This window comes from Salipiger bermudensis HTCC2601, assembly GCF_000153725.1.
Lineage (GTDB): Bacteria > Pseudomonadota > Alphaproteobacteria > Rhodobacterales > Rhodobacteraceae > Salipiger > Salipiger bermudensis.
The window spans coordinates 323,806-348,035 of the sequence record NZ_DS022276.1 but is presented as its reverse complement, the minus strand read 5'-3'; the positions used below and the strand labels follow the sequence as shown (position 1 = coordinate 348,035).

The window sequence follows — 24,230 nt, the reverse complement described above, 5'->3', positions numbered from 1 at the left end:
CTTGGCCAACGGATCGGTCTCGGCAAGCATCGCGAACGGCGCGAGCCCAGCCAGCGGCGTGAAGCTGAAGCCGTCAGGTAGGTGCAGGTCGTAGCTGAGTGCGATGTCGAGCTCGGCGCGCTCCAGCCGGTGCAGCAGGCGTTCGTGATCGGCTACATCGGGCAGCACCTGCGCGCCGGGAAAGGCGTTGGTGAAGCTGTGGGCGATGGCCGGCAGGACCATGGGCGCGAAGGTGAGCAGGCAACCAAGCGACAGCGTCCCGGCAACCGTGTCCGAAGCCTCGGAGGCCGTCTGGTAGAGCTTCTGCGCCTGATCGAGCAGCTGCTTGGCCTCGACCAGAAGCTCGCGTCCGACGCGGGTCAGCGACAGTCCCTGCGCGTGCCTGCGCAGGAAGAGCTGCGCGCCAAGCTCGGCCTCGAGCTGCGAGATCGCCGCCGAGATCGAGGGCGGCGAGACATGGATGCGTTCTGCCGCCAGCGTGATCGAGCCGGCTTCGGCGGTGGCGACAAAGTACTCGATCTGGCGCAGCGTGTATCTCATGGCAGCGAGTCTTTCCCGGACGCCGGGGCGGGGCAAGCCGAAAGCGCGGCGTGTGTGCCGGTCTCAATGTGCGCTGGTGCGGGTGGGGCTCAGAGCGCAGCCGCCCCCGCCGCGCGGCCCAGCACCGCTGCTGCCAGAAGTCCGTTGCCGGAGAGGTAACCGCTGTCGCCCGCGCCCGAGACGCCGCAGGCGGCACCGCCGGCGGCGAAGAGGTTGGGGAAGGGCGTGCCATCTGCCGCCATCACCCGCCCGGAGCCATCGGTCACGAGCCCACCCTGCGTGTGGAACAGCGCGCCGGTGACACGCACCGCGCAATAGGGCGGCGCCAGCCGGGTTTCGCCCCAGAGCCGGCCGAAGCGGTCGGTCTCACCGGGGGTGATCGCACTCATTTCTGCGTGCAGGGCGTCGGCGGGCAGATCGAGCTGTGCTGCGAGCTCGTCGAGCGTATCGGCGCTGCGCACCGCGCCCTGCGCCTCTGCATTGCGGAAATCCTCGAACTGCCGCGCGATGCCGGCGATGCGGGCGTCGAAGATCGTCACCGCCTCGCCGCCGGGCTGGGCCAGAACCACGCGTGCCGCCTCGGAGTAGCCCTGCGCCTCGTTCCAGAACCGCTTTCCCTCGCGGTTCACCTGGATGCCGCCCTCGGTGATCGTGGCCCAGGTGATCAGGATACCGTGCGGATGCGCCACGTTGCCGTGGCCTTGGTAAGCACCGAGATGTCGGGTGCCGGCCTCAAGCGCCGTGCCCCAGTCCAGGGCCTCGCCGCGGTTGCCCTCGTGGCCGAACCACAGCGCGTCCGAGATCGCGGGCATGTGCGCGGCGACCTTGTCGCGGCTGCCGCCGAAGCCGTTGCAGGCCAGCACCAGCTTGGCGCAGCCCACGGTCTCGCGCGTGCCGTCGGGCGCGCGCAGCCCGGCGCCGGTGATGGTGCGTCCCTCGTGGTATAGGATCTCTGCCCTGCGTCCGCAGAGCAGGTCAATGCCCTGCGCCTCGACGGTGGCGCGCAGCCGGTCAATCAGCTCTGCGCCGGATCGGCTTGGCAGCCCGTGCATCCGCCGCCGTGAATGGCCGGGATAGTCGAAATCGCTCACCACCGAGAAGGGCAGGCCGTAGCGCGTGCTGAGCCAATCGATCACCCCCGCCGAGCCCTCCGCCAGCGCCGCGACCAGCGCCGGATCGTTCTCGCCCTTGGCCTTGGCCTGTATGTCGCCGGCGAAGCGTGCGGCATCGTCGGCGATGCCCGCCTCGGCCTGCAACGCGGCGCCGGCAGCGGGGATGAGCCCTGCCGAGAGCGCCGTCGAGCCTTGCGGCACCGGGTCGGCCTCGATCACAAGCACCTCCTGCCCGGCCTCGTGGGCGGCCAGAGCGGCGATCAGGCCGCAGGCCCCGGCGCCGACGATCAGCGTCCCGACCTCGATGTCGAAGGCATCGGGGGTGGGAGCGATCTCAGCCATCACGGGGCTCCCATTTCTGACCCGAGGCCAGCATTTCGGGCGTGCCGATGACCTCGTTGAGCCCGTCGAAATCGAACATCCGCTCGGCGAAGGGCCGGTTCGAGCCGTTGGCGTGCAGGCTGGCGTAATAGTCCTGCGCGGTGCGTGCCAGGGCCCGCACGATGCCGCCGGGGAAAATCACGATGGAAAAGCCCATCGCCTCGAGATCGCTGGCATTCGAGATCGGCGTGAAGCCGCCCTCGACCATGTTGGCGAGCAGCGGGATGCGCTTGCCGAAGGTTTCGCCCACCAGCTTCAGCTCGTCGCCCGAGCGCGGCGCCTCGATGAAGAGCGCGTCGGCGCCAGCCTCGATATAGGCCTCGGCCCGGGCCATGGCGGCGTCGATGCCTTCGACCGCGATGGCGTCGGTGCGGGCGATGATCAGCGTCTCATCGCTGGCGCGGGCATCGGCCATGGCGGCGATCTTGCCGGCCATCTCGGCCGAGGGGATCAGCGACTTGTCCTTCAGGTGGCCGCAGCGCTTGGGATAAGTCTGGTCCTCGACCTGAAGCGCCGCTGCGCCGGCGCGCTCGTAGACCCGCATGGTGCGCTGGGCGTTGAGCGCATTGCCGAAGCCGGTATCGGCGTCGATGATCACCGGCACGTCGATGCGGTCGGCGATCAGCGCCATTGTGTCGGCCATCTCGCTGGCGGTGGTCAGCCCGATATCGGGCCGGCCGAGCCGGGTATAGGCGACCGCGGCGCCGGAGAGGTAGACCGCCTCGAACCCGGCCTGCTGCGCCATCGCGGCGGTCAGCCCGTCATAGACTCCGGGGGCGACGAGGATCTCGGGGGCGTTGAGACGTGTGCGCAGGCTCATGACAGCGCCTCCAGTTCGGCGATGACCTCGGCACAGGTCTTCTGCGAGCCGAGCGAGCCCAGCGAGACCAGTGTGGCGTCATGGACCTCGGGGCGGAAGGCGGCGCAGCCGTCGGTCAGCAGGACGGTGTCGACATTGCGCAGATGGGCGTCGCGCAGCGTCGAGGCGACGCCGCCATTGGTGACGATGCCGCCGATGATCAGCGTGTCGATCCCCAGTGCCCGCAGGATGTATTCCAGCCGGCTTTGGTAGAAGGCGGAATAGGCCACCTTCTCGACGGTGTAATCGGCCGGGGCCAGCGTCTCGACCAGCTGGTGGCCGAACTTGCCGGGAGCGAAATCGCCCTTGCCGAGGAACGGGCGCAGTTCCTTGAGATGCGGCGCGATGAGCGGCTCGTCCTTGGGTCCGGGCACCAGCGTGAACTGGGCGCTGATATAGGTGCCGCCCTTGGCGCGCAGCGCGTCGCGCAGCGGTGCGATGCGCTCGGGCAGGGCGGCGATGGGCTCGGCGGACTGGCCGGCGCGGCCATAGGCGCCCTCGGGGTGGAGAAAGTCGTTCTGCAGGTCGATGGTCAGCAGAGCGGTGCGTGTCGGGTCGATCGGTCCGTGAGCCATGGGTCAGGTCCTCGTGATGATGGTGTTGCCATAGGCGTCGACCCGGCCCTTCAGGCCCGGATCGAGCAGCACGGTGGTGTCGGCCTGCTCTAGGATCGCCGGGCCCTCGACCTCGGCGCCGACCGGCAGCGCGAGACGGTCATAGATCGTGGTCTCGTGCCAGGCGGTGCCGAAATGCACCTGCCGCGTGCCCTTGCGCGCCGCCTCGACGCTGCCGCCCTGCGGCGCCAGCGTGGCGAGGTCGAATTTCGGCCGCTTGCCGATCACTGCGCTGCGCAGGTTCATCACCCGCTGCACGCCACCGGGGAGCGTACGGCCATAGGCAGAGCGATAGGCCGCCTCGAAGGCCTCGGCGATCTGCTCGGCGGTGGGCGGGATGACGGTGCCGGCCTCGACGCTCACCTCGAGCGCCACCGGCACCGTGTGGGTCTGGCCGAGATAGGCCATGTCGAGTTCGAAGCGCAGCTCGCGGGCCTCGAAGCGGGTCGCGGCGGCGTCGAGCATGGCGCTGCCCTTGTCGGCGTGGTCCTGCATGAAACGCCCGAGCGCCTCACGGTCGAGGCTCGAGACGGTGGCGTTGATGGTCTGCACGAAATCGTGGCGCATGTCGGCGATGACGCAGCCCATGGCCGAGGTAACGCCGGGATAGCGCGGCACGATGGCACTGCCGAGGCCGACATCGGCGAGCATCGCGCCAGTGTGCAGCGCGCCGCCGCCGCCGAAGGGCATGAAGGCAAAGCGCTTGGGGTCGAAGCCGCGCTCGATGGAGACGAGGCGGATCGCTCCGGCCATGCGCGAGTTGGCGACCGTCAGGATCGCCTCGGCGGCCTCGGTGGTCGACAGGCCGAGCGGTGTGCCCACGTGTTCGTCGATGGCGCGGGAGGCGGCCTCGACATCGAGCCGCTCGAGCTTTCCGCCGATCGGGTTCTCGGGGTCGATGCGGCCCAGCACAACGTTTGCGTCGGTCACCGTGGGGCGGGTGTTGCCCTGCCCGTAGGCCACCGGCCCGGGGGTCGAGCCCGCGCTTTCCGGCCCGATGTTGAGCAGACCGCCCTTGTCGACCCAGGCGATCGAGCCGCCGCCGGCACCGATGGTGGTGATCTCGATCATCGGCGCGCGCACCGTCATGCCGAAATCGACCGAGGTCTCTGGGGCCAGCATCGACTGCCCTCCGGCGATCAGCGACACGTCGAAGGAGGTGCCGCCCATGTCGCCGGTGATGATGTCGGGAAAGCCCGCCTCGGTGGCGATATGCGCCGCCGCGATCACCCCCGCCGCAGGCCCGGAAAGCGCGGTGCGCACCGGCAAACGGCAGGCGGTGTCGACGTCCATCACGCCGCCGTTCGACTGCACGATGAGGAACTCGGAGCCGAAGCCGCCGTCGCGCAGGGCGCTGTCGAGCCGGTCGAGATAGCCCGATACCTCGGGCTGAAGGTAGGCGTTGAGCGCGGTGGTCGAGAAGCGCTCGTATTCGCGGATCTCGGGCAGGATCTCGGACGAGGCCGAGACATGCGCGTTGGGCCAGATCTCGCGCAGCGCGGCGACCGCCTTGGCCTCGTTTTCGGGGTTGGCGTAGCTGTTGGCAAAGAGCACCGCCACCGCCTGCGCGCCGGCCTCGATGAGCTGCCGGCCCGCTGCGCGCACCGCGTCGAGATCGACCTCGGTGCGGATGGTGCCGTCGGCCAGCGTGCGCTCGGGCACTTCGAGGCGCAGTTCGCGCGGCACCACGGGCTCGAACTCGCCGCGCAGGCCCCAGGTGCGGGGCCGATCCCGGCGACGCATCTCGAGCACGTCGCGCAGGCCCTCGGTGGTGATCACGCCGATGCGCGCGCCCTTGCGCTCGAGCAGGGCGTTGGTGCCGGCGGTTGTGCCGTGGATCACAGCCTGCACGGTCGAGAGATCCTCGACCTGCCGCCCGATGCCGTCGAGAAAGCCGCCCGACTGGTCGGGCCGCGTGGTCGGCACCTTGGCGACGCGGGCGGTGCCCGCCGCCTCGTCGACCACGAAGACATCCGTGAAGGTGCCGCCCACGTCGACGCCGATGACCTGAGACCGGTCCGTCATGCCCGCACCTCCTTCCACTTTGTTCCGTAAATCCTGTCCGCCTCGGCCTCGCTGAGGAAGCCCTTGGCGACGTCGCCCGCCACCTTCTCGGGGGCGCGGTCTTCGGGGACGCCGTAGCCGCCGCCGCCCGGGGTCTCGAGCCGCACTGACTGGCCCTGCACCAGCTGGATGCCGCGCATCTTCGACGCCAGCGGCGGGGTGTCCCAGCCCTCGTCGGTCTGGAACTCGAAATGGTTCAGCGCCGCCTCGCCGCCGCCCGCGACGCCCTTGGGCGCGAAGCGCCCGCGCTCGCCGAAGAGGAAGACCTCGGCGCCGTTCTCTTCGAGCACCTCGATCTCGTAGACCGCGCCGAGCCCTCCGCGATGCTGGCCGGGGCCTGCGCTGTCCGGGCGCAGGGCCCATTGCTTGAACATCACCGGGTAGGCGGCCTCGAGGATCTCCATCGGCGGGATCGTCGCGGTCGAGATCGGCGCGTTGCCGTGGTTCAGCCCATCCGACTCGGGCGAGCCGCCATGGCCGCCGCCGTAGAACGAGAACATCACCCACGGGCTGCCGTTCGAGCGCCGTCCGGCGATGGCGAGCGCGTTGATCGTGCCATAGGCATTGGCGACCACCCGCTCGGGTGCGGCCTGCGCGGCGGCAGAGAAGATCACGTCGATCATCCGCATGATGGTCTCGGTGTAGCCGCCGACCGGGGCGGGGAACTCGGCCGCCAGCAGCGAGCCCTCGGGGATGCGCACGTCGATCGGGCGCATCACGCCGGCGTTGGCTGGCACGTCGGGGAAAATGTGCTTGATCGCCACGTAGGCGGTCGCCACGGCGGTGGGCAGGGCGATGTTCACCGGGCCCTGACAGCGCGGTGCGGTGCCGGCGAAATCAAGCACCATCCGCTCGCCCTTGATCTCCAGCGCCACCTTGATCGGCAGCGCCTCGTCGGTGATGCCGTCATTGTCGAGGAAATCCTCGGCCTCCCAGCGCCCGTCGGGCAGGGTGGCGAGCTCGGCCCGCATCAGCGTCTCGGCCCGGTCCGACAGCGCCGAGAGCGCCGCCGCGACGGTGCCGCCGCCATATTCGCCCAGCAGCTCGCCCATGCGCTTGACGCCAAGATCAAGCGCGCCGAGCTGGCCGTTGAGATCGCCCTCGGCGGATTGCGGCAGCCGGGTGTTGCGCATCAGGATGTCGATGACGTCCTGATTGATCTCGCCCTTGCTTGCCAGCCGCACGGGCGGCAGGACGAAGGCCTCCTGAAAGGCGTCCTTGGCGGCGGGGTTGTAGTTGCCCGGCGCGCCGCCGCCGAGGTCGTGCCAGTGCCCGACCGAGGCCAGCCAGCAGAACAGCTTGCCCTCGTGGTAATAAGGCCGGATCACCCGCATGTCGTTGAGATGGGTGCCGCCGAGATGGGCGTCGTTGAAGATGAAGATGTCGCCGTCCTCGGCGCTGTCGCCGAACTTGTCGATCACCGCCTTCACCGCAAAGGACATCACGCCGACAAAGATCGGCAGGCCCGACTTGCCCTGCACCAGCGTGTCGCCGGTGGTGGCGTGGTAGATGCCGTGGCTGGCGTCATGCGCCTCGGCGATGATCGGGTTGAAGGCCGAGCGGAACAGCGTCGCGTCCATCTCGTCGGCGATCTGCTCCATGCGGCCGGAGAGAACCGCCAGCGTGATCGGGTCGATTTCGGGGCTGGGCATCAGGGGCGCTCCTCTGCGATGTCGTTCCAGACGTCCTGTCTTGTGATGAGACCGTCCGTCAGCTCGAAGCGGTCGATGAATCGGATGCCTTCGAAAGGCGTGCCGTCGGGCCATTCGCCGTAGAGCGTGCCGGTGACGTAGACGATCGAGGGGCCGGGAGCGGCGGCGAGGTCGACGCTCTCGATGACTTTCTTGACGAAGCGGTAGCGCGGGCGCGACCATTCGATCAGCTCGTCCAGCGTGGTCATCGGCGCGGCGCCGGGGAAACGCATGGTGAAGCCCTCGCCGAGCCGGGCGCGCGCGGCGTCGAGCGCGCGGGCCTCCATCTCGGCAAGGTAGCCGCGCACGATGGCGCAGGGATCGGGCAGGGCGGGCGCCGGGCTGCGGCGCATCCGGCCACGCATGTAATCCTCGCCCGTATGCTCCGAGATCATCACCGTGACCGCGTCGGCCGGGGCGGCGATCACCGTGCCGATCGCGTCGGTGACGGCTTCGCCGAGACGGCGCTTGGTGTCGCCGTCATAGCCTTCGATGAGGTGCATCTGCACGATCGGCATGAGAGGTGCCTCCTGTTTGACTTGTATTTTTTCTAATACAGATTTTGACGATCAGAAAAGACAAATTTATTGATTTTGTAAAATCATTGCGTAGGGTCGGGTCTCAAGGAGTGGAAAATGACCGATCAGCATCGCCAGACATTGCCGGAAGGTGGCAAGGCCCGCAGGGTCTATCTCCTGCTGCGCGACGATATCCTTTCGGGCGTGTACGGCGCGGGCTCGGCCCTCGCGGGGGAGCAGAAGCTCGCCGAGATGCACGGGGTCAGCCGGGTGACGGTTCGCCGTGCGCTCGACGCGCTCGACGAGGACGGTCTGATCGAACGCCGCGCCGGCAGCGGCACGCGGGTCCGCGAAGCGGTGCAGCCCGAGACCATGTCCGCCGACATGGCGACGCTGATTCCGCAGATCGTCAAGATGGGCCAGCACAGCGCCCGGCTGCTGTCATTCTCCTACGGCGCCGCGCCCGATTACGTGGCCGAGGCGATGGGGCTTGGCGATGGCCACCGGGTGCAGCGCGCCGTGCGCGTGCGTCTGGCGGGCGAGGCGCCGTTCTCGCATCTCACCACCTTCGTGCCCGAGGACATCGCGGCGAACTACTCGGAGGCCGATCTTGCCAACGTGCCGCTCTACCAGCTGCTCGAGCGCTCGGGCGTGCGGGTGTCATCCGCCTCGCAGCGGGTCGGGGCGACATTGGCCGGGCCGGATGTGGCCGACGCGCTGGGCGTGTCGGTGGGCGCGGCGCTGCTGTCGCTGCGCCGGGTGGTGCGGGATGGCGACGGGCGTGCGGTGGAATACCTCGCGGCTCTCTACCGGCCCGACCTCTTCGAGCTGGAAATGTCGCTCTCGCGGGTCGGTGAAAGCGCCATGCGCCACTGGGAGCCGGTGGTCGACCAGCGGCAGGGCGAAACGGAGGGGCAGGGCTGATGGCAACGCTTCTCGACAAGCTCTGGGCCGCGCACGAGATCAAGGCCGAGCACGGCCAGTCGCTGCTCTGGGTCGACCGCCATCTGGTGCACGAGGGCTCGCACCATGCCTTCGCCAAGCTCGCCGAGCGCGGGCTGGAGGTGGCCGAGCCGGAGCTGACCTTCGGCGTGGCCGATCACTACGCGCCGACGCGCAACCGCGACCGCATCGACAATCCGCAGGTGGCGGTGATGCTCGAGCGGCTCGAGGCCAACTGCACCCGCCACGGCATCCGGCTCTTCGGGCTGCGCGATCCGCGGCAGGGCATCGTGCATGTCATCGGGCCGGAGCAGGGGCTGACCCTTCCGGGGCTTCTGATCAATTGCGGCGACAGCCACACCTCGACCCATGGTGCCTTTGGCGCGCTGGGCTTCGGCATCGGCGCGACGCAGGTGGCCCATGTGCTGGCCACCCAGACCGTCTGGCAGGCCAAGCCGCGCTCCATGCGTATCCGCTTCGAGGGCGAGCCGGGTGTTGCCGTGACCGCCAAGGACATGGCGCTGCACTGGATCTCGCAGCTCGGCACCGGCGGCGCCACGGGACACGCTGTGGAATATGCCGGATCGGCGGTACGGGCGCTGTCGATGGAAGGCCGCATGACGCTGTGCAACCTGTCGATCGAGGGCGGCGCGCGCTTCGGCATGGTGGCGCCCGACGCGGTGACGCTGGCCTATGTGAAGGGCCGCCCGATGGCGCCCTTGGGCACCGACTGGGACGCGGCCGAGGCCTATTGGCAGACGTTGCACAGCGATACCGACGCCAGCTTCGACCGCGATGTGAGCTTCGACATGGCCGAGGTCGCCCCCACGGTCACGTGGGGCACGACGCCGGATCAGGCGCTGCCAATCGGCGCCAGCCTGCCCGATCCGGCACGCCTTGACCCCGAGCAGGCCGAGGCCGCGCGGGATGCGATGGCGTACATGGGGCTGACGCCGGGCCGCCCGCTCGAGGGCACGCCGGTGGATCAGGTCTTCCTCGGCTCCTGCACCAATGGCCGCATCGACGACCTGCGCGCCGCCGCAGCCGTGCTCCAGGGGCGCAAGGCCAAGGTGCCCGGGCTGGTCTCGCCGGGCTCGATGCTGGTCAAGCAGCAGGCCGAGCAGGAGGGGCTCGACAAGGTCTTCATCGAGGCGGGGCTGGAATGGACCGGCTCCGGCTGCTCGATGTGCGTCGGTATGAACGGCGATCTCGTCGGACCCGGCAAGCGCTGCGCCTCCTCGACCAACCGCAATTTCCGCGGCCGGCAGGGCAAGGGAGCGCGCACGCACCTGATGAGTCCGGCAATGGTCGCGGCCGCCGCCGTCACCGGCACGCTCACCGATGTGCGGCCATTGCTGGAGGGACGGGGCTGATGGCGGGCTGGACCACACATGAGGGCGAGGCGGTGGTGCTCGACCGCCGCGACGTCGACACCGATCAGCTGATCCCGGCGCGGTTCATGTCCGCCAGCCGGGCCGAGGGCTATGGCCGCTTCCTGCTGCATGATCTGCGCGAAGACGACGCGGACTTCCCGCTCGACCGCCATCCCGGCGCAAGCATGCTGGTGGCGGGGCCGAATTTCGGCTGCGGCTCCTCGCGCGAGGCGGCGGTCTATGCGCTGGTCGATGCCGGCATCCGCGTCGTGGTGGCCGAGAGCTTTGCCGACATCTTCGCCGGCAACGCGGTGAACAACGGGCTGCTGCCGGTCGCCACGCCCGAGGCGGCGGCGCTGCGCGCGGCCATCGGGCAGGGCGCGGTACCCGCCCGCGTCGATCTTGCCAGCCGCCGCCTGAGCGTGGCGGGGCAAGAGCTGAACTTTGCGCTGTCCGAGACGGCGCAGGCCAAGCTGATGAACGGATGGGACGACATCGACCTCACCCGCGCCCATGCGGGGGATATCCGGAACTTCCGCGACAGACGGAAGGCCGATCACGCCTGGGCCTGGCCGTCAGCCTAAGCCCGGGTCCGCTTTCAATCGCCGGGGGACCGGCACCTTACAGGGAGAGATTCTCATGAAGACCACCTTCTTCGCCAGTGCAGCCGCGATGCTGCTGGCCACCACCGCGCTGGCGGAAGACCGGCTTTCGGCCGTGCATGCCTTCCCCGAAACGCTGATCTATACCCAGAGCTTCCTGAGCTTCGTCGACAAGGTCAACGAGGCCGGCGAGGGCGTCATCCAGATCGACGTGCGCGGCGGCCCCGAGGCCATCGGCATGTTCCAGCAGCCCGACGCGGTGCGCAACGGCGTGGTCGACATGGTCTACACCCCCGGCTCGTTCTATGCCGGCACCGTGCCCGAGAAAGACGCGCTGGTGACCGCCAACATCGCCGCGCCGGTGGCGCGCGAGAATGGCGGCCTCGATCTGATCGACGAGATCCATCAGGAAAAGATGGGCGTGAAGTACCTCGGTTGGTTCGACAGCGGCGTGTGCTACAACCTCTGGACCCGCAACGAGCCGAGCCTCGACGCCGACGGCAATCTCGATGTCTCGGGCCTGAAGCTGCGTGGCAACGCGGTCTACAACGCCTTCTTCAGCGATTATCTCGGCGCGCAGGTGATCGACCTGCCGACCACCGATGTCTACTCGGGCCTCGAGCGCGGGGTGGTGGATGCCACCGGCTGGACCCAGATCGGTCTCATCGACCTGAAGTGGAACGAGTTCCTCAACTACCGCATCGAGCCGTGCTTCTTCTCGACCGACCTGGGCGTGATCGTGAACCTCGACAAGTGGGAGAGCCTCTCGGACGAGTCGCGCCAGATCCTTACCGAGGTTGCCATCGCCCACGAGGCCGAGTCCGCCGAAGCCCTCGGCGAGAAGCGCGACGAGGATTTCGCCGCGCTGGAAGAGCAGGGCATGCAGGTCGTCACCCTCGAGGGCGAGGCGGCCGAGAACTACCTTGCCGCGGCGCGCGGCGAGACGCTCGAGCGCATGCAGGAGCTGATGAGCGCGCATCCCTCGGGCGCCGGCAATTACGACACGCTGGTCGACCTGTTCTACGACGACAGCGAGTAATGTTTCCCGGCGCGGTCCCGCTGCGGGCCGCGCCGCCTTCTTCCCTGAAAGGCAAGACCCATGCAGTCCCTGACACGGGCCTATGACAACGTGCTGACCGGCATGGCGATCCTCTCCGGTCTGCTGCTGCTGTGGATGATGGTTTCGATCATCGTCTCGGTGACCATGCGCAACCTCGGCCTGCAGCCCTTCGCGTGGCTGTTCACCTCGTTGGAATACGGGCTGCTCTACATGACCATGCTCGGCGCGCCGTGGCTGGTGCGCGAGAAGGGCCATGTGCATATCGAGCTCTTCACCGCGGCGCTCTCGCCCGCGGGTCAGCGCTTCGTGAGCCGGCTGGTCGCGGTGCTCTGCGTGCTGGTCTGCGTGGTGCTGGCATGGAAGGGCGCCGAGCTCGTGGCCAAGAACCTCTCGCGCAACGATTACGACGTGCGCGCCTATTACACGCCGAAATGGATGCTGACGCTGGCCTTCCCGATCAGCTTCGGATTCATGGCGATCGAATTCGCCCGGTTCGCCTTTGGGCCCCGGATGCTGCTCTCGGGTCAGGCGGGGATCCACGAATGATGGAATGGTACTGGGCCATGGCCCTTCTGCTGGGCACGATCATGGGCCTCATGGCCCTTGGCATGCCGGTGGCGCTGGCGTTCCTCGCCTCCAACATCGCCGGGGCCTACGTGTTCATGGGCGGCATGAACGGCATCAGCCAGCTGCTCGACAACGGTTTCGGCGCGCTGACGCGGTTCTCGCTGGTGCCGATCCCGCTGTTCCTGCTGATGGGCGAGATCTTCTTCTATACCGGCCTGGGCGAGCGCATGTTCAACGCCATCGACCGCTTGCTTGGCCGGGTGCCGGGGCGGCTGTCCTACGTCACCGTGATCGGCGGCACCGGCTTCTCGACGTTGTCGGGCTCGTCGATGGGATCGACCGCGCTGCTGGGCAGCCTGATGGTGCCCGAGATGAGCAAGCGCGGCTACAAGAAGCATATGTCCATCGGGCCGATCCTCGGCACTGGCGGTCTGGCGATCATCATCCCGCCCTCGGCGCTGGCGGTGCTTCTGGCGACGCTGGCGCAGATCGACGTTGGCCAGCTGCTGCTCGCCGGCGTGATCCCGGGCGTGCTGCTGGCGGGGCTCTACATCGTGCTGATCTGGGCCCAGACCAGGATCGACCCTGACGCCGCGCCGGCCTACGACGTCGCGCCGCTCGCCGGTCGCGAGAAGCTCAAGCTGATCGCCAAGGACATCCTGCCGATGATGTCGGTGATGGTGTTCACCGTCTGGGGCATGGTGGCCGGGGTCTTCACCCCGTCCGAGGCCGCCGCCTTCGGCGCGCTGGGCGTGCTGATCCTCGCGGTGATCTTCCGCTGCCTGAGCTTCGACGCGATGGTCAAGTCGGTGAAGGGCGCGCTGCGCGTGACGCTGATGGCCTATCTCATCGTCTTCGGCTCGGCCACGTTCAGCCAGCTTCTGGCGTTCTCGGGCGGCTCGCGCGGGCTGATCAACTGGGCCACCGGCTTCGAGCTGGCGCCGCTGGCGATGCTGGCGGTGATGTTCGGCGTGCTGCTGATCCTCGGGATGTTCATGGAGCAGATCTCGATGATGCTGCTCACCGTGCCGATCTTCTTCCCGCTGGCGGCGCAGATGGGGTTCGATCCGATCTGGTTCGGCCTGATCATGCTGCTCGGGCTCGAGATCAGCTTTACCACGCCGCCCTTCGGCCTGCTGCTCTTCGTGATGAAGGGCGTGGCGCCTCCGGGCACCACGATGCACCAGATCTACATGTCGGCGCTGCCCTTCATCGGCTGCTCGCTGCTTCTGGTGCTGATCCTCGTGGCTTTCCCCGGGCTGGCGCTCTGGCTGCCGGGGCTCTGAGGCCGTCTCTCTGACACGGAAGATCCGCCCGGCCGGTCCCCGGACCCGCCGGGCGGTTTTGCGTTGGCTGGCCGGTTTCGGTTGCCGCGCCGAGACCAGGCGCACAAAGGGCCGGACGGCTGGGCAGGGGCGTCCGGAATCTCAGGACGGAAAGAAGGCCTCTGGCGCCTTCATGCCCGGCAGCGCGCGCATCGCCTCGCCCCAGCGCCGCATCTTGTCGGAGGGCGTGACGCCGGCCTCCTCGAGCCACTGCACATAGCCCCAGACGGCGCAATCGCCGATGCCAGGAGCCGCGCCGTGCAGGAATTCGGCCGCGCCCAGAAGCCGGTCGAAATTGTTCCGGTCGACCTCGAAGCGTGCGGTGAGCCAGGCGATCACATCGGGCGGAAGGCCGCCGCTGCCGATGCGCCGTGCCTCCTTGAGCTGCGGCAGGCACAGGCCGATGCGGTTGCCTTCCCACATCAGGATCTCGCGGCCGCGGCGCAGCCCTTCGGGCGTGTCACCGCCGAGCACCGCGAAGCGCTGTGCCAGCTCCATGAGGATCGCCCCCGACTGGAACACCGGCGTGCCGTCGATGACCAGAACCGGCACCTCCGCGAGGGGGCTGACGGCAAGGAAGTCCGCCGGGCGGGTCTCGGGCGCGGCCCAGATATCGATCCGCGTCGTGCGGTGCGCGAGGCCGGCCAGCGAGAGCGCCAGAGCGACCTTGCAGGCGTGGCCGCTGTCGGGATGTCCGTAGAGATGAAGGTCGGTCATGGGCGCTCCTCGGCGGTGTCGCTCCAAGGTGCGCGGACGCCCTGCGGAGTCAACAGCTTCGTCATGCACCCGTCGTCCGGTCTTCAGATGTGGCTCGGCAAGTTCCTCCGACACTGAGTGCCGCCCTCACCGTCAGCGCCCCGACCCCAAGGTCTCGGACCATGCGTTTCAGGACGCGGTGCTGGACCGGTTCGCGGAGATGACGGGCGTGCCTGCGCCCTGAACAGATGGGCCCTGTTCAGATCATCTCGATCCGGACGGGATAGGTGCCCTTGTGCAGCAGGGGCGCCACGTCGCCCTCGAGATGGCCCAGCCGGATCAGGTCGTCGCGGAAGGTGTAGTCGCCGTGGAACAGCGCGAGGTTGCCCCAGCCGAGGAAGTAGCACAGATCCCCCGGCGTCTCGTCGCTGAACGGCTCGAATCCGCCCTCGTCGAGACGGCGGGGCAGGTGCACGATCTTCTCGTTGTTGGAGAAATCCTCGATCTCCAGTTCGGCGGGTAGCATCGAGACCAGGTCGCGCGTGGTCGGATTATCGAACAGCTGGTAGGTCACCTGCTGGTCGTCGAAGCTGACCCTCATGCGCATCGGCTGTGCGCGGGCGACGGCTGGGATCATCAGCGTTGCCGCTGCGCCCGCCAGAACGGCGCGGCGGGAGGTGTGGATCTTCATGGTTCAGCTCTCCGTCTTCGGTTTCAACAAGTTACGGCCCGTGCCGGTGATCGCAAGCGCGATGACGGCCAGAAGCACGCTTCCCGCAAAGGTGGCTGTGACCGACCACAGGTCCAGCAGAAAGCCCCCGATCACGCCGCCCAGCAGGATCGAGGCCTGGATCACCGCCACCATCAGCCCACCTGCCGCTTCGGGTAGGTCATCGACGTTACGGGACATCCAGCTCATCCAGATCACCGACATGGCGGTGTTCATCGCGCCCCAGATCGCCAGCAGCAGTCCGGCGGCGATCACCGATCCCCCGGCGACCAGCAAGGCCGCGGTGCAGCCGCCCATCACCAGCGCCGGAAGGCACAGCATCCGCTCGATCCGGCCCCCGACCATGCGGCCCGACAGCGACGAGCCGATGAACCCAGCCCCGCCCAGCACCAGCAGCAGCACCGACAGCAGATCGACCCCGACGCCGGTGATCTGCTCCAGGAACGGCCGCAGGTAGGTGAACATGGTAAAGGCCGAGCCCCAGGTGAAGGTGATCGCGATCAGCCCCCGTCGGAAATGGCGCCGCCGCAGGAGCGTGCCGAAGGTGGCAAAGCTGGCCCGCGTCGTCACCGGCAGCGAAGGCAGCGCCACGAGGTGCCAGACGAGGTTCAGCGCCACCACAGGGGTCAGCGCCCAGAACACGCCGCGCCAGCCGACGATGTCGCCAAGGTAGCTGCCAAGCGGCGCGGCAAAGGCCGCCGCGATCGCCTGCCCGCCATACATCAGGCCAAGCGCGCGCGGGACGTCGCGCTCCGGCACCAGCCGCATGAGGATCGAGGTCGCCAGCGACCAGAACCCGCCGACGCAGACACCCAGCAGCGCCCGCCCCGCCATCAGCACCGCAAAGGACGGCGCCAGCGCCACCACCACGAGCGAGATCAGCATCAGCGCGGTCAGCACCACCAGCACGGTCTTGCGGTTGATCCGTCCCGCGACCGTGGTGATGGCAAGGCTGGTGGCCACCGCGAACAGCCCGCTGATCGAGATCGCTTGACCGGTCTGCCCGGTCGTCGCGCCAAGCCCCTCGGCCATGGGCGTCAGCAGGCTGACCGGCATGAACTCGGACGCGATCAGCATCGCCACGCAGAGCGACATGGACCACACCGCGCCCCAGGCGCCGCCTTCTGCAATTTTGGTCTTTTCGAAGGGGGTATCGGTCACGCTCTGCTCCGTCCGTCTGTCTCCGGCCCGTTCTATCCGTTCGGCAAGCGGGCGTTTATGCGCGATTTTCGCATGCAGTGATGTGCGAGACGGGTCAAAGCGTGGTTCCGGCGCGGTCTCTATTCATGAAGGTCTCTCATCACGACATGCGGATTTATGGCCTTAATCGCACGTTCCTGCCGTCCCATCTTGAGTGCAGACAAGGCAACCACAGGGATCACTGATGACCGAGACACCGCAAACCCCCGCCGAAACCGATGTAACCAATGAGGGCCGCCGCAACCTGCTGAAGATGGCCGGCGTGAGCGCCGCCACCATCGCCGCAGCCTCCTTTGGCAGCCCGCTGCGCGCCCAGACCAGCGACTGGGACAAGACCTTCCCGCAAAGCGACGCGGTCGAGCATGCCAAGGTCGAGTTCACCAACCGCTACGGCATCACGCTGGTCGGCGATCTTTACATGCCCGTCGAGCGCGCCGACGGCCCGATGCCCGCGCTTGCCGTGGCCGGCCCCTTCGGCGCCGTCAAGGAACAGGCCGCCGGTCTTTACGCGCAGGAGATGGCCGAGCGCGGCTTCGTCACGCTGGCCTTCGATCCGTCCTACGTGGGTGAAAGCGGCGGCCAGCCGCGCTCGGTCGCCTCGCCGGACATCAACACCGAGGACTTCATGGCCGCCATCGACTTCCTCGGCCTGCATGACGCGGTCGACCGCGAGCGGATCGGCATCATCGGCATCTGCGGTTTCGGCGGCATGGCCCTGAACGCGGTGGCCGCCGACAAGCGGGTGAAGGCCGTCGCGACGACTTCGATGTATGACATGTCCCGCGTGATGGCGAAGGGCTACTACGACAGGCTCACCGACGAGCAGCGCGCCGAAGGTCTCGCCGCGATGAGCCGTCAACGCTGGGAAGACGCCGCCTCGGACAGCCCCGCGCTTGCGGGCGGCCTGCCGGACAGCCTTGACGGGATCGACGACCCGGTGATCCAGATGTATTTCGCCTATTACAAGGACCCCGAGCGCGGCTATCACCCCCGGTCGGTGAATTCGAATGACGGCTGGACGGTGACGACCCCGCTGTCTTTCATGAACATGCCGCTCCTGACCTATATCGACGAGATCTCACCGCGCCCGATGCTGGTGATCGCAGGGTCCGAGGCGCACTCGCGCTACTTCAGCGAGGATGCAGTGGCCAACGCCGCCGAGCCGAAAGAGCTGGTGATCATCGACGGGGCCGATCACGTCGATCTGTATGATCAGGTCGATATCATCCCCTTCGACAAGCTCGAGGCGTTCTTCAGCCAGAACCTCGCCTGAAAGGGCGGTGACGCATGACAGGGTGCGGCCTGCCGGGCCGCACCCTTTTGCAGTCCAGTGGTCCGGGCGTAGCAGCACGAGCCCGCGCGTTGCGTTGAACGGACGAGGGAACCCACGTCACACATAGCATGCCCGATCCTCTTCGAGATGATGTCCCGGGAAGTGGTGTAGCTCCTCATGGGCCTCGCGCTTTCGAGCGGGCCGAGCTGGTCAGTCGCTCTGCGCTGCAGGCAGACTGACACCGAGATCATCGCAGACGGGCGCGAGCGTTTCCAGCGTCATGTATCTGGCGCGCTGGACTGTCCATTCCTCGGTCTGCTCCATGAGGATCGCGCCGACGAGGCGCCGGATCGAAGCCTCGTTCGGAAAGATGCCGACGACGTCCGTGCGTCGCTTGATCTCGCCGTTCAGCCGCTCGATCGGATTGGTGCTGTGCAGCTTGGTGCGATGCTGGGCCGGGAAGGTCATATAGGCCAGGACGTCCTCCTCGGCCGTGTCCATGAGCGTGGCCAGCTTGGGGAGCTTGCCGCGCATCTGGTCCGCCACGAGACGCCACTGGGCCTTCGCCGCCGCGTGGTCGGGCTGGGCAAAGGCCGTGGCGATGAATGCCGAGACCACCCGGCGGCTGTTCTTGCCGGCATGGGCGAGCGCATTGCGCTGGAAGTGGACGCGGCAGCGCTGCCAGGTCGTGGACAGGACCCGGGCGGTGGCGGCCTTGATGCCCTCATGCGCATCGCTGATCACAAGCTTCACGCCGCTGAGGCCACGGCGGACGAGATCACGCAGGAACTCGGTCCAAAAGGGTTCGGCCTCGGAGGCCCCGATCGCCATGCCCAGCACTTCGCGCCTGCCGTCGGTGTTGACGCCCACCGCGAGCGTGACCGCAACCGATACGATCCGGCCGCCCTGGCGCACCTTGAGATAGGTGGCATCGATCCAGAGGTAGGGCCATTCGCCCTCGATCGGCCGTGTCAGAAAGGCATCCACGCGCTCGTCGATCTCCTCGCACAGTCGGCTGACCTGGCTCTTCGACACCCCGGTGCCACCCATGGCCTGCACCAGGTCGTCCATCGATCGCGTTGAGACGCCGTGGACATAGGCCTCCTGGATCACGGCCGTCAGGGCCTTCTCAACAGAGCGCCGCGGCTCGAGGAACGAGGGGAAATAGGAGCCGGTGCGCAGGCGCGGGATGCGCAGTTCGACGCTGCCGGCCCGGGTCTGCCAGTCCCGATCGCGATACCCGTTGCGCTGCGCCAGGCGCTCGCTGGTCTTCTCACCATAGTCAGCACCGGTCTTGGCGCCGACCTCCAACTCCATCAGCCGTTCGGCAGCAAAGCCGATCATCTCGCGAAGCAGGTCGGCATCGGCGCTCTTCTCTACCAGCGCACGCAGGTCCATCATGGGTTTGGTCATCGGGGGCATCCCTCGGTTCAGGTTGGTGTCAGCAACCCGACCCTACCGAGAAACCCGATGGCCACCGAAAGCTACACCACGACCTGGGACCTCACCTCCTTCGATCAGTCCTGCAACACCAAGACGACCCGCTATTCACGCGCTTCGCACGGCTTGGAGCAAAGGTCGGATCACAGGCCAGAAACGAGCGTTCAAGCCCAAACACCCGTGGGACATCAGGGTCTGGCTAGAGCAGGTCAGCCTGCCAACCGAACGCTTGGACTGCACGAAGGGAGGCTGAACTTTCCCAACTCAACGCCTAACAACTCAACTCTGCTCTTGGAGCTGGATGCACGAAAATGATTGGGATTTGGTAGCGGAGGAGGGACTTGACCCCCCGACACGCGGATTATGATGTTAAGTTCCTTTATATATTTCAATAGTTTAAACGACACGGGGGGTAGTCGTCCCCGTGTCGTTGACGGAATGTGTCTGGCTGTTCATAGAAAAATTTCAGTCTCTCCAACGAGTGACGTTCTGAGACTAGAAAAGAGGCTAAATCACAGCCCATGTTCGGCAAATGTTCTATCGCGCATTAATATGCTGGTAGTTGGTGAATTTGAGGGGGCGAGGTCGTGGGAAACCGCGTAGCTCAGTCGGTAGAGCCGTCCTCTCAAGTACATCAGAGGTGGTGTTCTTTGTGCAGGAGTGGCGGAATAGGTAGACGCTATTGGCTCACCTAAGTTCTCCCGGGGCCAGGAAAGGTGAGCCCGTAACCTGAGGAACATGCAAGGTGACTATACGAGTATCAACAGGTGGCGCAATTCCACTGTGGCTGAAGCGATATGAAAGCCTCTCGGCAAATCCTTGCCTCCTGCACAAAGCACACCATCGGAGCAAATCGTGAACGAGCAGCACAAGACATCAATCTCATTTTTCAATTACGCTCATTCATACGCCAGTTCAGCGAGGGCACTCCGTGGTGCCGATGTCGATGCTACGCATCCTGACGGTCCAGTGTACTTTCTATATTTCCATGCCATCGAGCTTTACCTGAAGTCATACCTCATGGCGTTCGGCTTCACAGAAGGTCAGCTCCGGAAGCGGAAGTACGGTCACAACATTTGCTGCCTTGCGAACGAAGCGGAGGGTCACGGGCTCACCCTAGCTGACACAGACAGGCACGTTGTTCTTCACCTATCAGAGAGCGACAACATAATGACGTCGCGGTACATCAAGCTCGGCGTTCACAGTCGGCTCCCCTTCGACGTGCTTCACGAGACCTGCTACCGCCTTCACGCGGAGATTGGCCCGAAAGCGTATGAAGGCAGTGGGGTAACACGCCGTCCGGTGCTTCCGCCTGGGCCGGTCAACATGCTGAAGTCGATAGAATCAAGGCTCAATGCCAGAGACTAAAGCGAGACTAATAGTCTCTCTTCCAGCCGTCACGTCACCGAAGTCATTGGAAAGTTTGGTAGCGGAGGAGGGACTTGAACCCCCGACACGCGGATTATGATTCCGCTGCTCTAACCAACTGAGCTACTCCGCCAAACCGTGGAGCGGTGGGTATGACAGGGGGGCTGACTCGTCAAGCGGAAAAGACAGGTTTTTTCACCGTTTCGGAAAATGTTTGCCGCGGCGCGGCGGCGGCTCCCTCGAAGGGCGGTGCAAGATGAAAAACGCCGCCCCAAGGGCGGCGCTGATCACGGCTGGAGCTGCTGCGGACAGTCGGGGCCGCGCTCACTTCACGATGGTCTCGTCCCGGACGAACATATTGGACCAGGCGCGGTCTACCAGTTCCTTGGTCATGCGATAGGGCCAGCCTTCGAAGTCGCAGACCGCGAGCATCTGGTCGATCAGAAATACCGGCTGGTAGTTGGCATAGACGTTGTCGATCGTCGGGTACTTGGTCTTCAGAAGGTAAACCAGCGCGGCCTCATCGAGCTCGAGCTTCTTCTTGCGGGCCACAAGCGCAAAAATCTTCAGGAAGTCCTGCTGGTTCGGTCCGTCGATCTTGATCTTGAAGAAGATCCGGCGCAGGGCCGCCTGGTCGAAGATCTCATTGGGATGAAAATTGGTCGAGAAGATCACCAGCGTGTCGAAGGGGACCTCGAACTTCTCACCCGATTGCAGCGCGAGGATGTCCTTGGATTCCTCGAGCGGCACGATCCAGCGGTTGACCAGCGCCTGCGGCGGCTCGGCCTGACGTCCGAGGTCGTCGACGATGAAGATGCCGCCAGTGGACTTGAGCTGCAGCGGCGCCTGGTAGGTGCGGGCGGTGGGGTTGTAGACGAGGTCGAGCATGTTCAGCGACAGCTCGCCGCCGGTGATCACCGTGGGGCGCTCGCAGAGCACGTAGCGGCTGTCGAAGCGGTTGGTGCGGCGTAGCTGGGTGGGGGCGTCCTCGGCCGTCTCGGCAGCGCTGTGCACGATCGGGTCATAGACCGAGATGACCTGCCCGGAATACTCGATGGCGCGGGGCACGTAGATCTTGTCGCCCATGGCGTCGCGGATGCCGTTCGAGATCGACGATTTGCCGTTGCCCGGCGGGCCGTACATCAGGATCGAACGGCCCGAGCTGACCGCCGGGCCGAGATGCGAGATCAGCTGCTCGGGAAGCACGAGGTGGCCCATGGCACCCAACAGCTGGTCGCGGGTGATCTGGACGTTGCGGATCGACTGGCGCTTGACCTGCTCGCGGTAGATCTCGAGCGGCACCGGCATGGCGCCGAAATATTCCGACTGCGACAGCGCATCGAGCGCGCGTGCCTTGCCGGAATCGGTCAGCTGGTAGCCCATCTCGTTGCCGGTGGTGCTGGCGCTCAGGGTGCCCATCGCCTCGATCAGGCTCTGAGAGCGGCCGAGGTCGATTAGCTCCTGCGTGATGCCGATCGGCAGGCACAGCGCCTTGGCAAGGGCGGAGACGGTATTGGTGTTCTTGCGGAACAGGGTCTTCAGCGCGATGTCGCGCATGAAGATCTGAGACAGGCTCATCTCGTCCAGCCGCTTGGGCGCGGGCGGTGCCAGAACGGCGCTCGATTCCATGTTCATTTGCGGGTGCCCCGTAGGAAGTGTTGCCGAGGAGGAAACGGTAGCTTTGTGGCAACAGCTTGGCCGGGCTTGGGAAATGCAGCGGCGCGTCGTGAAAGGGCGCGCGACTGGCGCGCTGCAGGCTCAGGGGCGCGGTACGGCCACGGTCTCGGCGCCGATCACCGAAGCGATCCGTTCGGCGATGGCGCGGCTGCCCTTGGGGGAGGGATGAATGAGGTCTGGGCCGTGGTACGAGCGATCGCCCTCCGGCACGAGGTCGGAAAGCGAGACATGGGTCACGCCGGGGTCGTGATCGGCGAGCCGGGCGAGGCGGCGCTCGAAGCGGTCGCCGATGTCGCGGCAGCCGTCGATCAATGACCAGCGGCCGGGGCTGCGCAGGTAGCCGGGATAGACGACGCCGGCGCCGCTGGCCCTCAGCGCGGCCACCAGCTCGGGAATCACGCCGGTGCGGCCATCCTCCGAGATCATCCGCTCGAGGCGGGTCTCGCAGAGCGCGCAGGCACACCCGAAGAGCAGGTCGTTGCCGCCTCCGTTCAGCACCACCCAGTCCCACGGGTGGGCGCGGTACTGCGCTGCGATGCGCATCCCTGCGCTGCCGCTGAGGGGAAAGACATAGATCATCCGCGCGCCGGGCACCGAGCGGTCGATGACCTCCTCGCCGAGAAGGTCCTCGAGCCCGTCGCCCACCGACTGGCCGGTGCCGCGATGGGTGGCGAGCATCGAGTCGCCCATCATCAGGATGCGGGCGTCGCTGTCGGGCGAGACGCGCTCGCCGCAGGCGGCCAGGAAGGCAAGGCTGATGAGGCAGAGGAGGCGCAGGCGCATGGCGTCGGATCTCGCTGGGAGCGCCGGCCGACCCGGCGCCCGTTACTTGCCGTAGAGTATGCCGAGCACGAGGTAGATCGCCAGAGTTCCGCCAAGCGCAACGCCCATCGGGAAGCGCTTGCCGCTCGACCAGCTCTTCCAGTCGGGGGCGAGGCGGCGCAGCGGGGTCATCTTGGCGATGCGGTGGGCGAGGAAGGCGGCCAGCGTCACCGCGGCCCCCAGAGCCATCAGGAAGCGCAGGTCGCCGACGTGGATGAAGGGGGCCGCTGCGGCGATGAACTTGGCGTCACCGGCACCCATGACGCCGCCGGCGTTGAGCGCGATGCCCGCAACCAGCGCCACGCCGAAATGCGCGTAGCGCCAGAGATAGGCGTCGAGCGGCAGCACGAAGACTCCCACCACCGCATAGACCAGCAGCAGCGCCAGGTTGGCCTGGTTGGTGATCCGCATCTCACGCATGTCGGTGAAGCAGACATAGAGACAGATGGGCAGCACGAACGGCGCGAACCAGGTCGCGGCGGCGGCGGAAATCGACAGCATCGGCTCAGTTCGTGACCGTCGGTTCGAGCGCCGCGAGCGCCGTGGCGGCGGCGTCGAAATGCTGCGGGTGGGTCTCGATCGCGTCTTCGAGAAGGCCCTTGCCGATGCGCACGTCGCCGCGCTTGACCGCCGAGAGCCCCATGGTGTGCAGCAGCTCGGCGCGCTCGACCTGGGTCATCTGCAGGACTGGCAGGGTGTAGTTGCCCTGCGCGCCGCGGGCGAGCACGAGGTTGTTCTTGGCGGTGAACATCGCCGGATCGTGGCGCAGAGTCTCGTAGAACAGCTTTTCGGCGCCGGAATAGTCGCCGCGCGACAGCTTGGAATAGCCCCAGTTGTTCAGCACCGAGGCCGGCTTGGTGGTCAGGCCCACCGCGGTCTCGTAGAAGCTGTCGGCCTTGTCCCAGTTCTGGTTGGCATCGGCGATCATCGCCTCGAGCCGGTAGCGCTTGTAGCTCTCGTGGGTCGGCGGGATCGAGTTCAGCGTTTGCTCGGCGCGCTCCCAGTCGTTGTTGCGGATCAGCGCGTCGGCCAGCGCCACGCGGTCATCGTTGGTGCTGTCGGCATGGTCGACGACCTTGGCCCAGGCGATGCTGGCCTCCTGGTTGCGCTTGGCGCGGACCAGCGAGGCGGCGAGACCGCGCATCAGGTCGATGCGGCCCGGGTCGATGCCGTCGGCGCGCTGGAAATAGGTCACCGCCTCGGACGGGTCCGCGGCCTTGAGCATGACATCGTTGAGGCCGGTCCCGTCGATGGCGTTCACACCGGTGAACTCGCGGTCGACGGCGTCCTTGTCGATGGTCTTGTCACATGCGGAGAGTCCGAACACCCCTGCCGCGCAGAGGGTCGCAAGGATGGGGTGGCGCATTGTTGCGTCC

At 66.8% G+C, this 24,230-nt stretch carries 22 protein-coding genes and 1 tRNA gene; 7 read left to right on the top strand and 16 right to left on the bottom strand.

The genetic code is table 11. The features are described from left to right. The 7 genes from R2601_RS01595 to R2601_RS01565 all read right to left on the bottom strand — a co-directional run. Window positions 1-540: LysR family transcriptional regulator (locus tag R2601_RS01595; RefSeq protein ID WP_007792503.1), on the bottom strand; the 540-nt coding region annotated here is incomplete at its 3' end. 89 nt (window positions 541-629) lie between these two features. Next, on the bottom strand, window positions 630-1,994 hold the full coding sequence (locus R2601_RS01590; RefSeq protein ID WP_007792501.1) for an FAD-dependent oxidoreductase: 1,365 nt from the start codon (window positions 1,992-1,994) through the stop codon (window positions 630-632). After that, window positions 1,987-2,853 carry an isocitrate lyase/PEP mutase family protein gene (locus tag R2601_RS01585; protein ID WP_007792500.1) on the bottom strand — a complete coding sequence of 289 codons (867 nt, stop codon included), beginning with the start codon at window positions 2,851-2,853 and terminating at the stop codon, window positions 1,987-1,989. Before R2601_RS01585 ends, R2601_RS01590 begins: the two co-directional genes overlap by 8 nt. Next, window positions 2,850-3,467, bottom strand: coding sequence for a cysteine hydrolase family protein (locus tag R2601_RS01580; RefSeq protein WP_007792498.1), 618 nt, complete (start codon window positions 3,465-3,467; stop codon window positions 2,850-2,852). The genes R2601_RS01585 and R2601_RS01580 overlap by 4 nt, the downstream gene beginning before the upstream one ends. Window positions 3,468-3,470: 3 nt before the next feature. After that, window positions 3,471-5,531, bottom strand: coding sequence for a hydantoinase/oxoprolinase family protein (locus R2601_RS01575; RefSeq protein WP_007792497.1), 2,061 nt, complete (start codon window positions 5,529-5,531; stop codon window positions 3,471-3,473). After that, complete coding sequence (locus R2601_RS01570; protein WP_007792495.1) at window positions 5,528-7,222, bottom strand: hydantoinase B/oxoprolinase family protein; 1,695 nt, start codon at window positions 7,220-7,222, stop codon at window positions 5,528-5,530. Before R2601_RS01570 ends, R2601_RS01575 begins: the two co-directional genes overlap by 4 nt. Next, window positions 7,222-7,779, bottom strand: a complete 558-nt coding sequence (locus R2601_RS01565; protein ID WP_007792493.1) for a tautomerase family protein — start codon at window positions 7,777-7,779, stop codon at window positions 7,222-7,224. Before R2601_RS01565 ends, R2601_RS01570 begins: the two co-directional genes overlap by 1 nt. A gap of 117 nt (window positions 7,780-7,896) precedes the next feature. Here R2601_RS01565 and R2601_RS01560 point away from each other — a divergent pair, with 117 nt between their 5' ends. From R2601_RS01560 to R2601_RS01535, 6 genes are read left to right on the top strand one after another with little or no spacing between them, the layout of a single operon-like run. Then, window positions 7,897-8,703: a GntR family transcriptional regulator gene (locus tag R2601_RS01560; RefSeq protein ID WP_007792489.1), complete on the top strand. Its 807-nt coding sequence runs from the start codon at window positions 7,897-7,899 to the stop codon at window positions 8,701-8,703. Then, the gene (gene leuC / locus R2601_RS01555) at window positions 8,703-10,094 is read left to right on the top strand and encodes a 3-isopropylmalate dehydratase large subunit (RefSeq protein WP_007792487.1); all 1,392 of its coding nucleotides are present in this window, start codon (window positions 8,703-8,705) and stop codon (window positions 10,092-10,094) included. The genes R2601_RS01560 and leuC overlap by 1 nt, the downstream gene beginning before the upstream one ends. Further along, window positions 10,094-10,678, top strand: a complete 585-nt coding sequence (gene leuD / locus R2601_RS01550) for a 3-isopropylmalate dehydratase small subunit (protein WP_007792485.1) — start codon at window positions 10,094-10,096, stop codon at window positions 10,676-10,678. Before leuC ends, leuD begins: the two co-directional genes overlap by 1 nt. A gap of 55 nt (window positions 10,679-10,733) precedes the next feature. Then, complete coding sequence (dctP, locus tag R2601_RS01545) at window positions 10,734-11,735, top strand: TRAP transporter substrate-binding protein DctP (protein WP_007792483.1); 1,002 nt, start codon at window positions 10,734-10,736, stop codon at window positions 11,733-11,735. A gap of 60 nt (window positions 11,736-11,795) precedes the next feature. Continuing rightward, complete coding sequence (locus R2601_RS01540) at window positions 11,796-12,302, top strand: TRAP transporter small permease (RefSeq protein ID WP_007792481.1); 507 nt, start codon at window positions 11,796-11,798, stop codon at window positions 12,300-12,302. Next, window positions 12,302-13,609 carry a TRAP transporter large permease gene (locus tag R2601_RS01535; RefSeq protein ID WP_007792478.1) on the top strand — a complete coding sequence of 436 codons (1,308 nt, stop codon included), beginning with the start codon at window positions 12,302-12,304 and terminating at the stop codon, window positions 13,607-13,609. The genes R2601_RS01540 and R2601_RS01535 overlap by 1 nt, the downstream gene beginning before the upstream one ends. A 141-nt stretch (window positions 13,610-13,750) precedes the next feature. Here the strand turns inward: R2601_RS01535 and R2601_RS01530 are convergent, their stop codons facing one another. From R2601_RS01530 to R2601_RS01520, 3 genes are all read right to left on the bottom strand, one after another. Beyond that, window positions 13,751-14,365, bottom strand: coding sequence for a glutathione S-transferase family protein (locus R2601_RS01530; RefSeq protein WP_007792476.1), 615 nt, complete (start codon window positions 14,363-14,365; stop codon window positions 13,751-13,753). Window positions 14,366-14,603: 238 nt separating this feature from the next. Beyond that, window positions 14,604-15,035: a cyclophilin-like fold protein gene (locus tag R2601_RS01525; RefSeq protein ID WP_007792473.1), complete on the bottom strand. Its 432-nt coding sequence runs from the start codon at window positions 15,033-15,035 to the stop codon at window positions 14,604-14,606. Between the two features lie 3 nt (window positions 15,036-15,038). Continuing rightward, window positions 15,039-16,235 (bottom strand): MFS transporter, encoded by a 1,197-nt coding sequence (locus tag R2601_RS01520; protein ID WP_007792470.1) that lies wholly within the window; start codon window positions 16,233-16,235, stop codon window positions 15,039-15,041. Window positions 16,236-16,458: 223 nt separating this feature from the next. On the opposite strand from R2601_RS01520, the gene R2601_RS01515 reads away from it, so the two are divergent. After that, entirely contained in the window at window positions 16,459-17,547 is a 1,089-nt protein-coding gene (locus tag R2601_RS01515) for an alpha/beta hydrolase (RefSeq protein WP_007792469.1), read from the top strand. Window positions 17,548-17,757: 210 nt separating this feature from the next. Here the strand turns inward: R2601_RS01515 and R2601_RS01510 are convergent, their stop codons facing one another. From R2601_RS01510 to R2601_RS01480, 6 genes are all read right to left on the bottom strand, one after another. Next, window positions 17,758-18,960, bottom strand: a complete 1,203-nt coding sequence (locus tag R2601_RS01510; RefSeq protein WP_007792467.1) for an IS256-like element ISPebe1 family transposase — start codon at window positions 18,958-18,960, stop codon at window positions 17,758-17,760. Window positions 18,961-20,411: 1,451 nt separating this feature from the next. Continuing rightward, a tRNA-Met gene (locus R2601_RS01500) sits at window positions 20,412-20,488 on the bottom strand. Window positions 20,489-20,679: 191 nt separating this feature from the next. Continuing rightward, complete coding sequence (locus R2601_RS01495; protein ID WP_040544265.1) at window positions 20,680-21,990, bottom strand: DUF8689 domain-containing protein; 1,311 nt, start codon at window positions 21,988-21,990, stop codon at window positions 20,680-20,682. Window positions 21,991-22,113: 123 nt separating this feature from the next. Then, window positions 22,114-22,815, bottom strand: coding sequence for an SGNH/GDSL hydrolase family protein (locus R2601_RS01490; RefSeq protein ID WP_007792458.1), 702 nt, complete (start codon window positions 22,813-22,815; stop codon window positions 22,114-22,116). A 42-nt stretch (window positions 22,816-22,857) separates the two neighbouring features. After that, entirely contained in the window at window positions 22,858-23,355 is a 498-nt protein-coding gene (locus R2601_RS01485) for a prepilin peptidase (RefSeq protein WP_007792457.1), read from the bottom strand. A gap of 4 nt (window positions 23,356-23,359) precedes the next feature. After that, window positions 23,360-24,220, bottom strand: coding sequence for a tetratricopeptide repeat protein (locus R2601_RS01480; RefSeq protein WP_007792455.1), 861 nt, complete (start codon window positions 24,218-24,220; stop codon window positions 23,360-23,362). Window positions 24,221-24,230 lie beyond the last annotated feature (10 nt).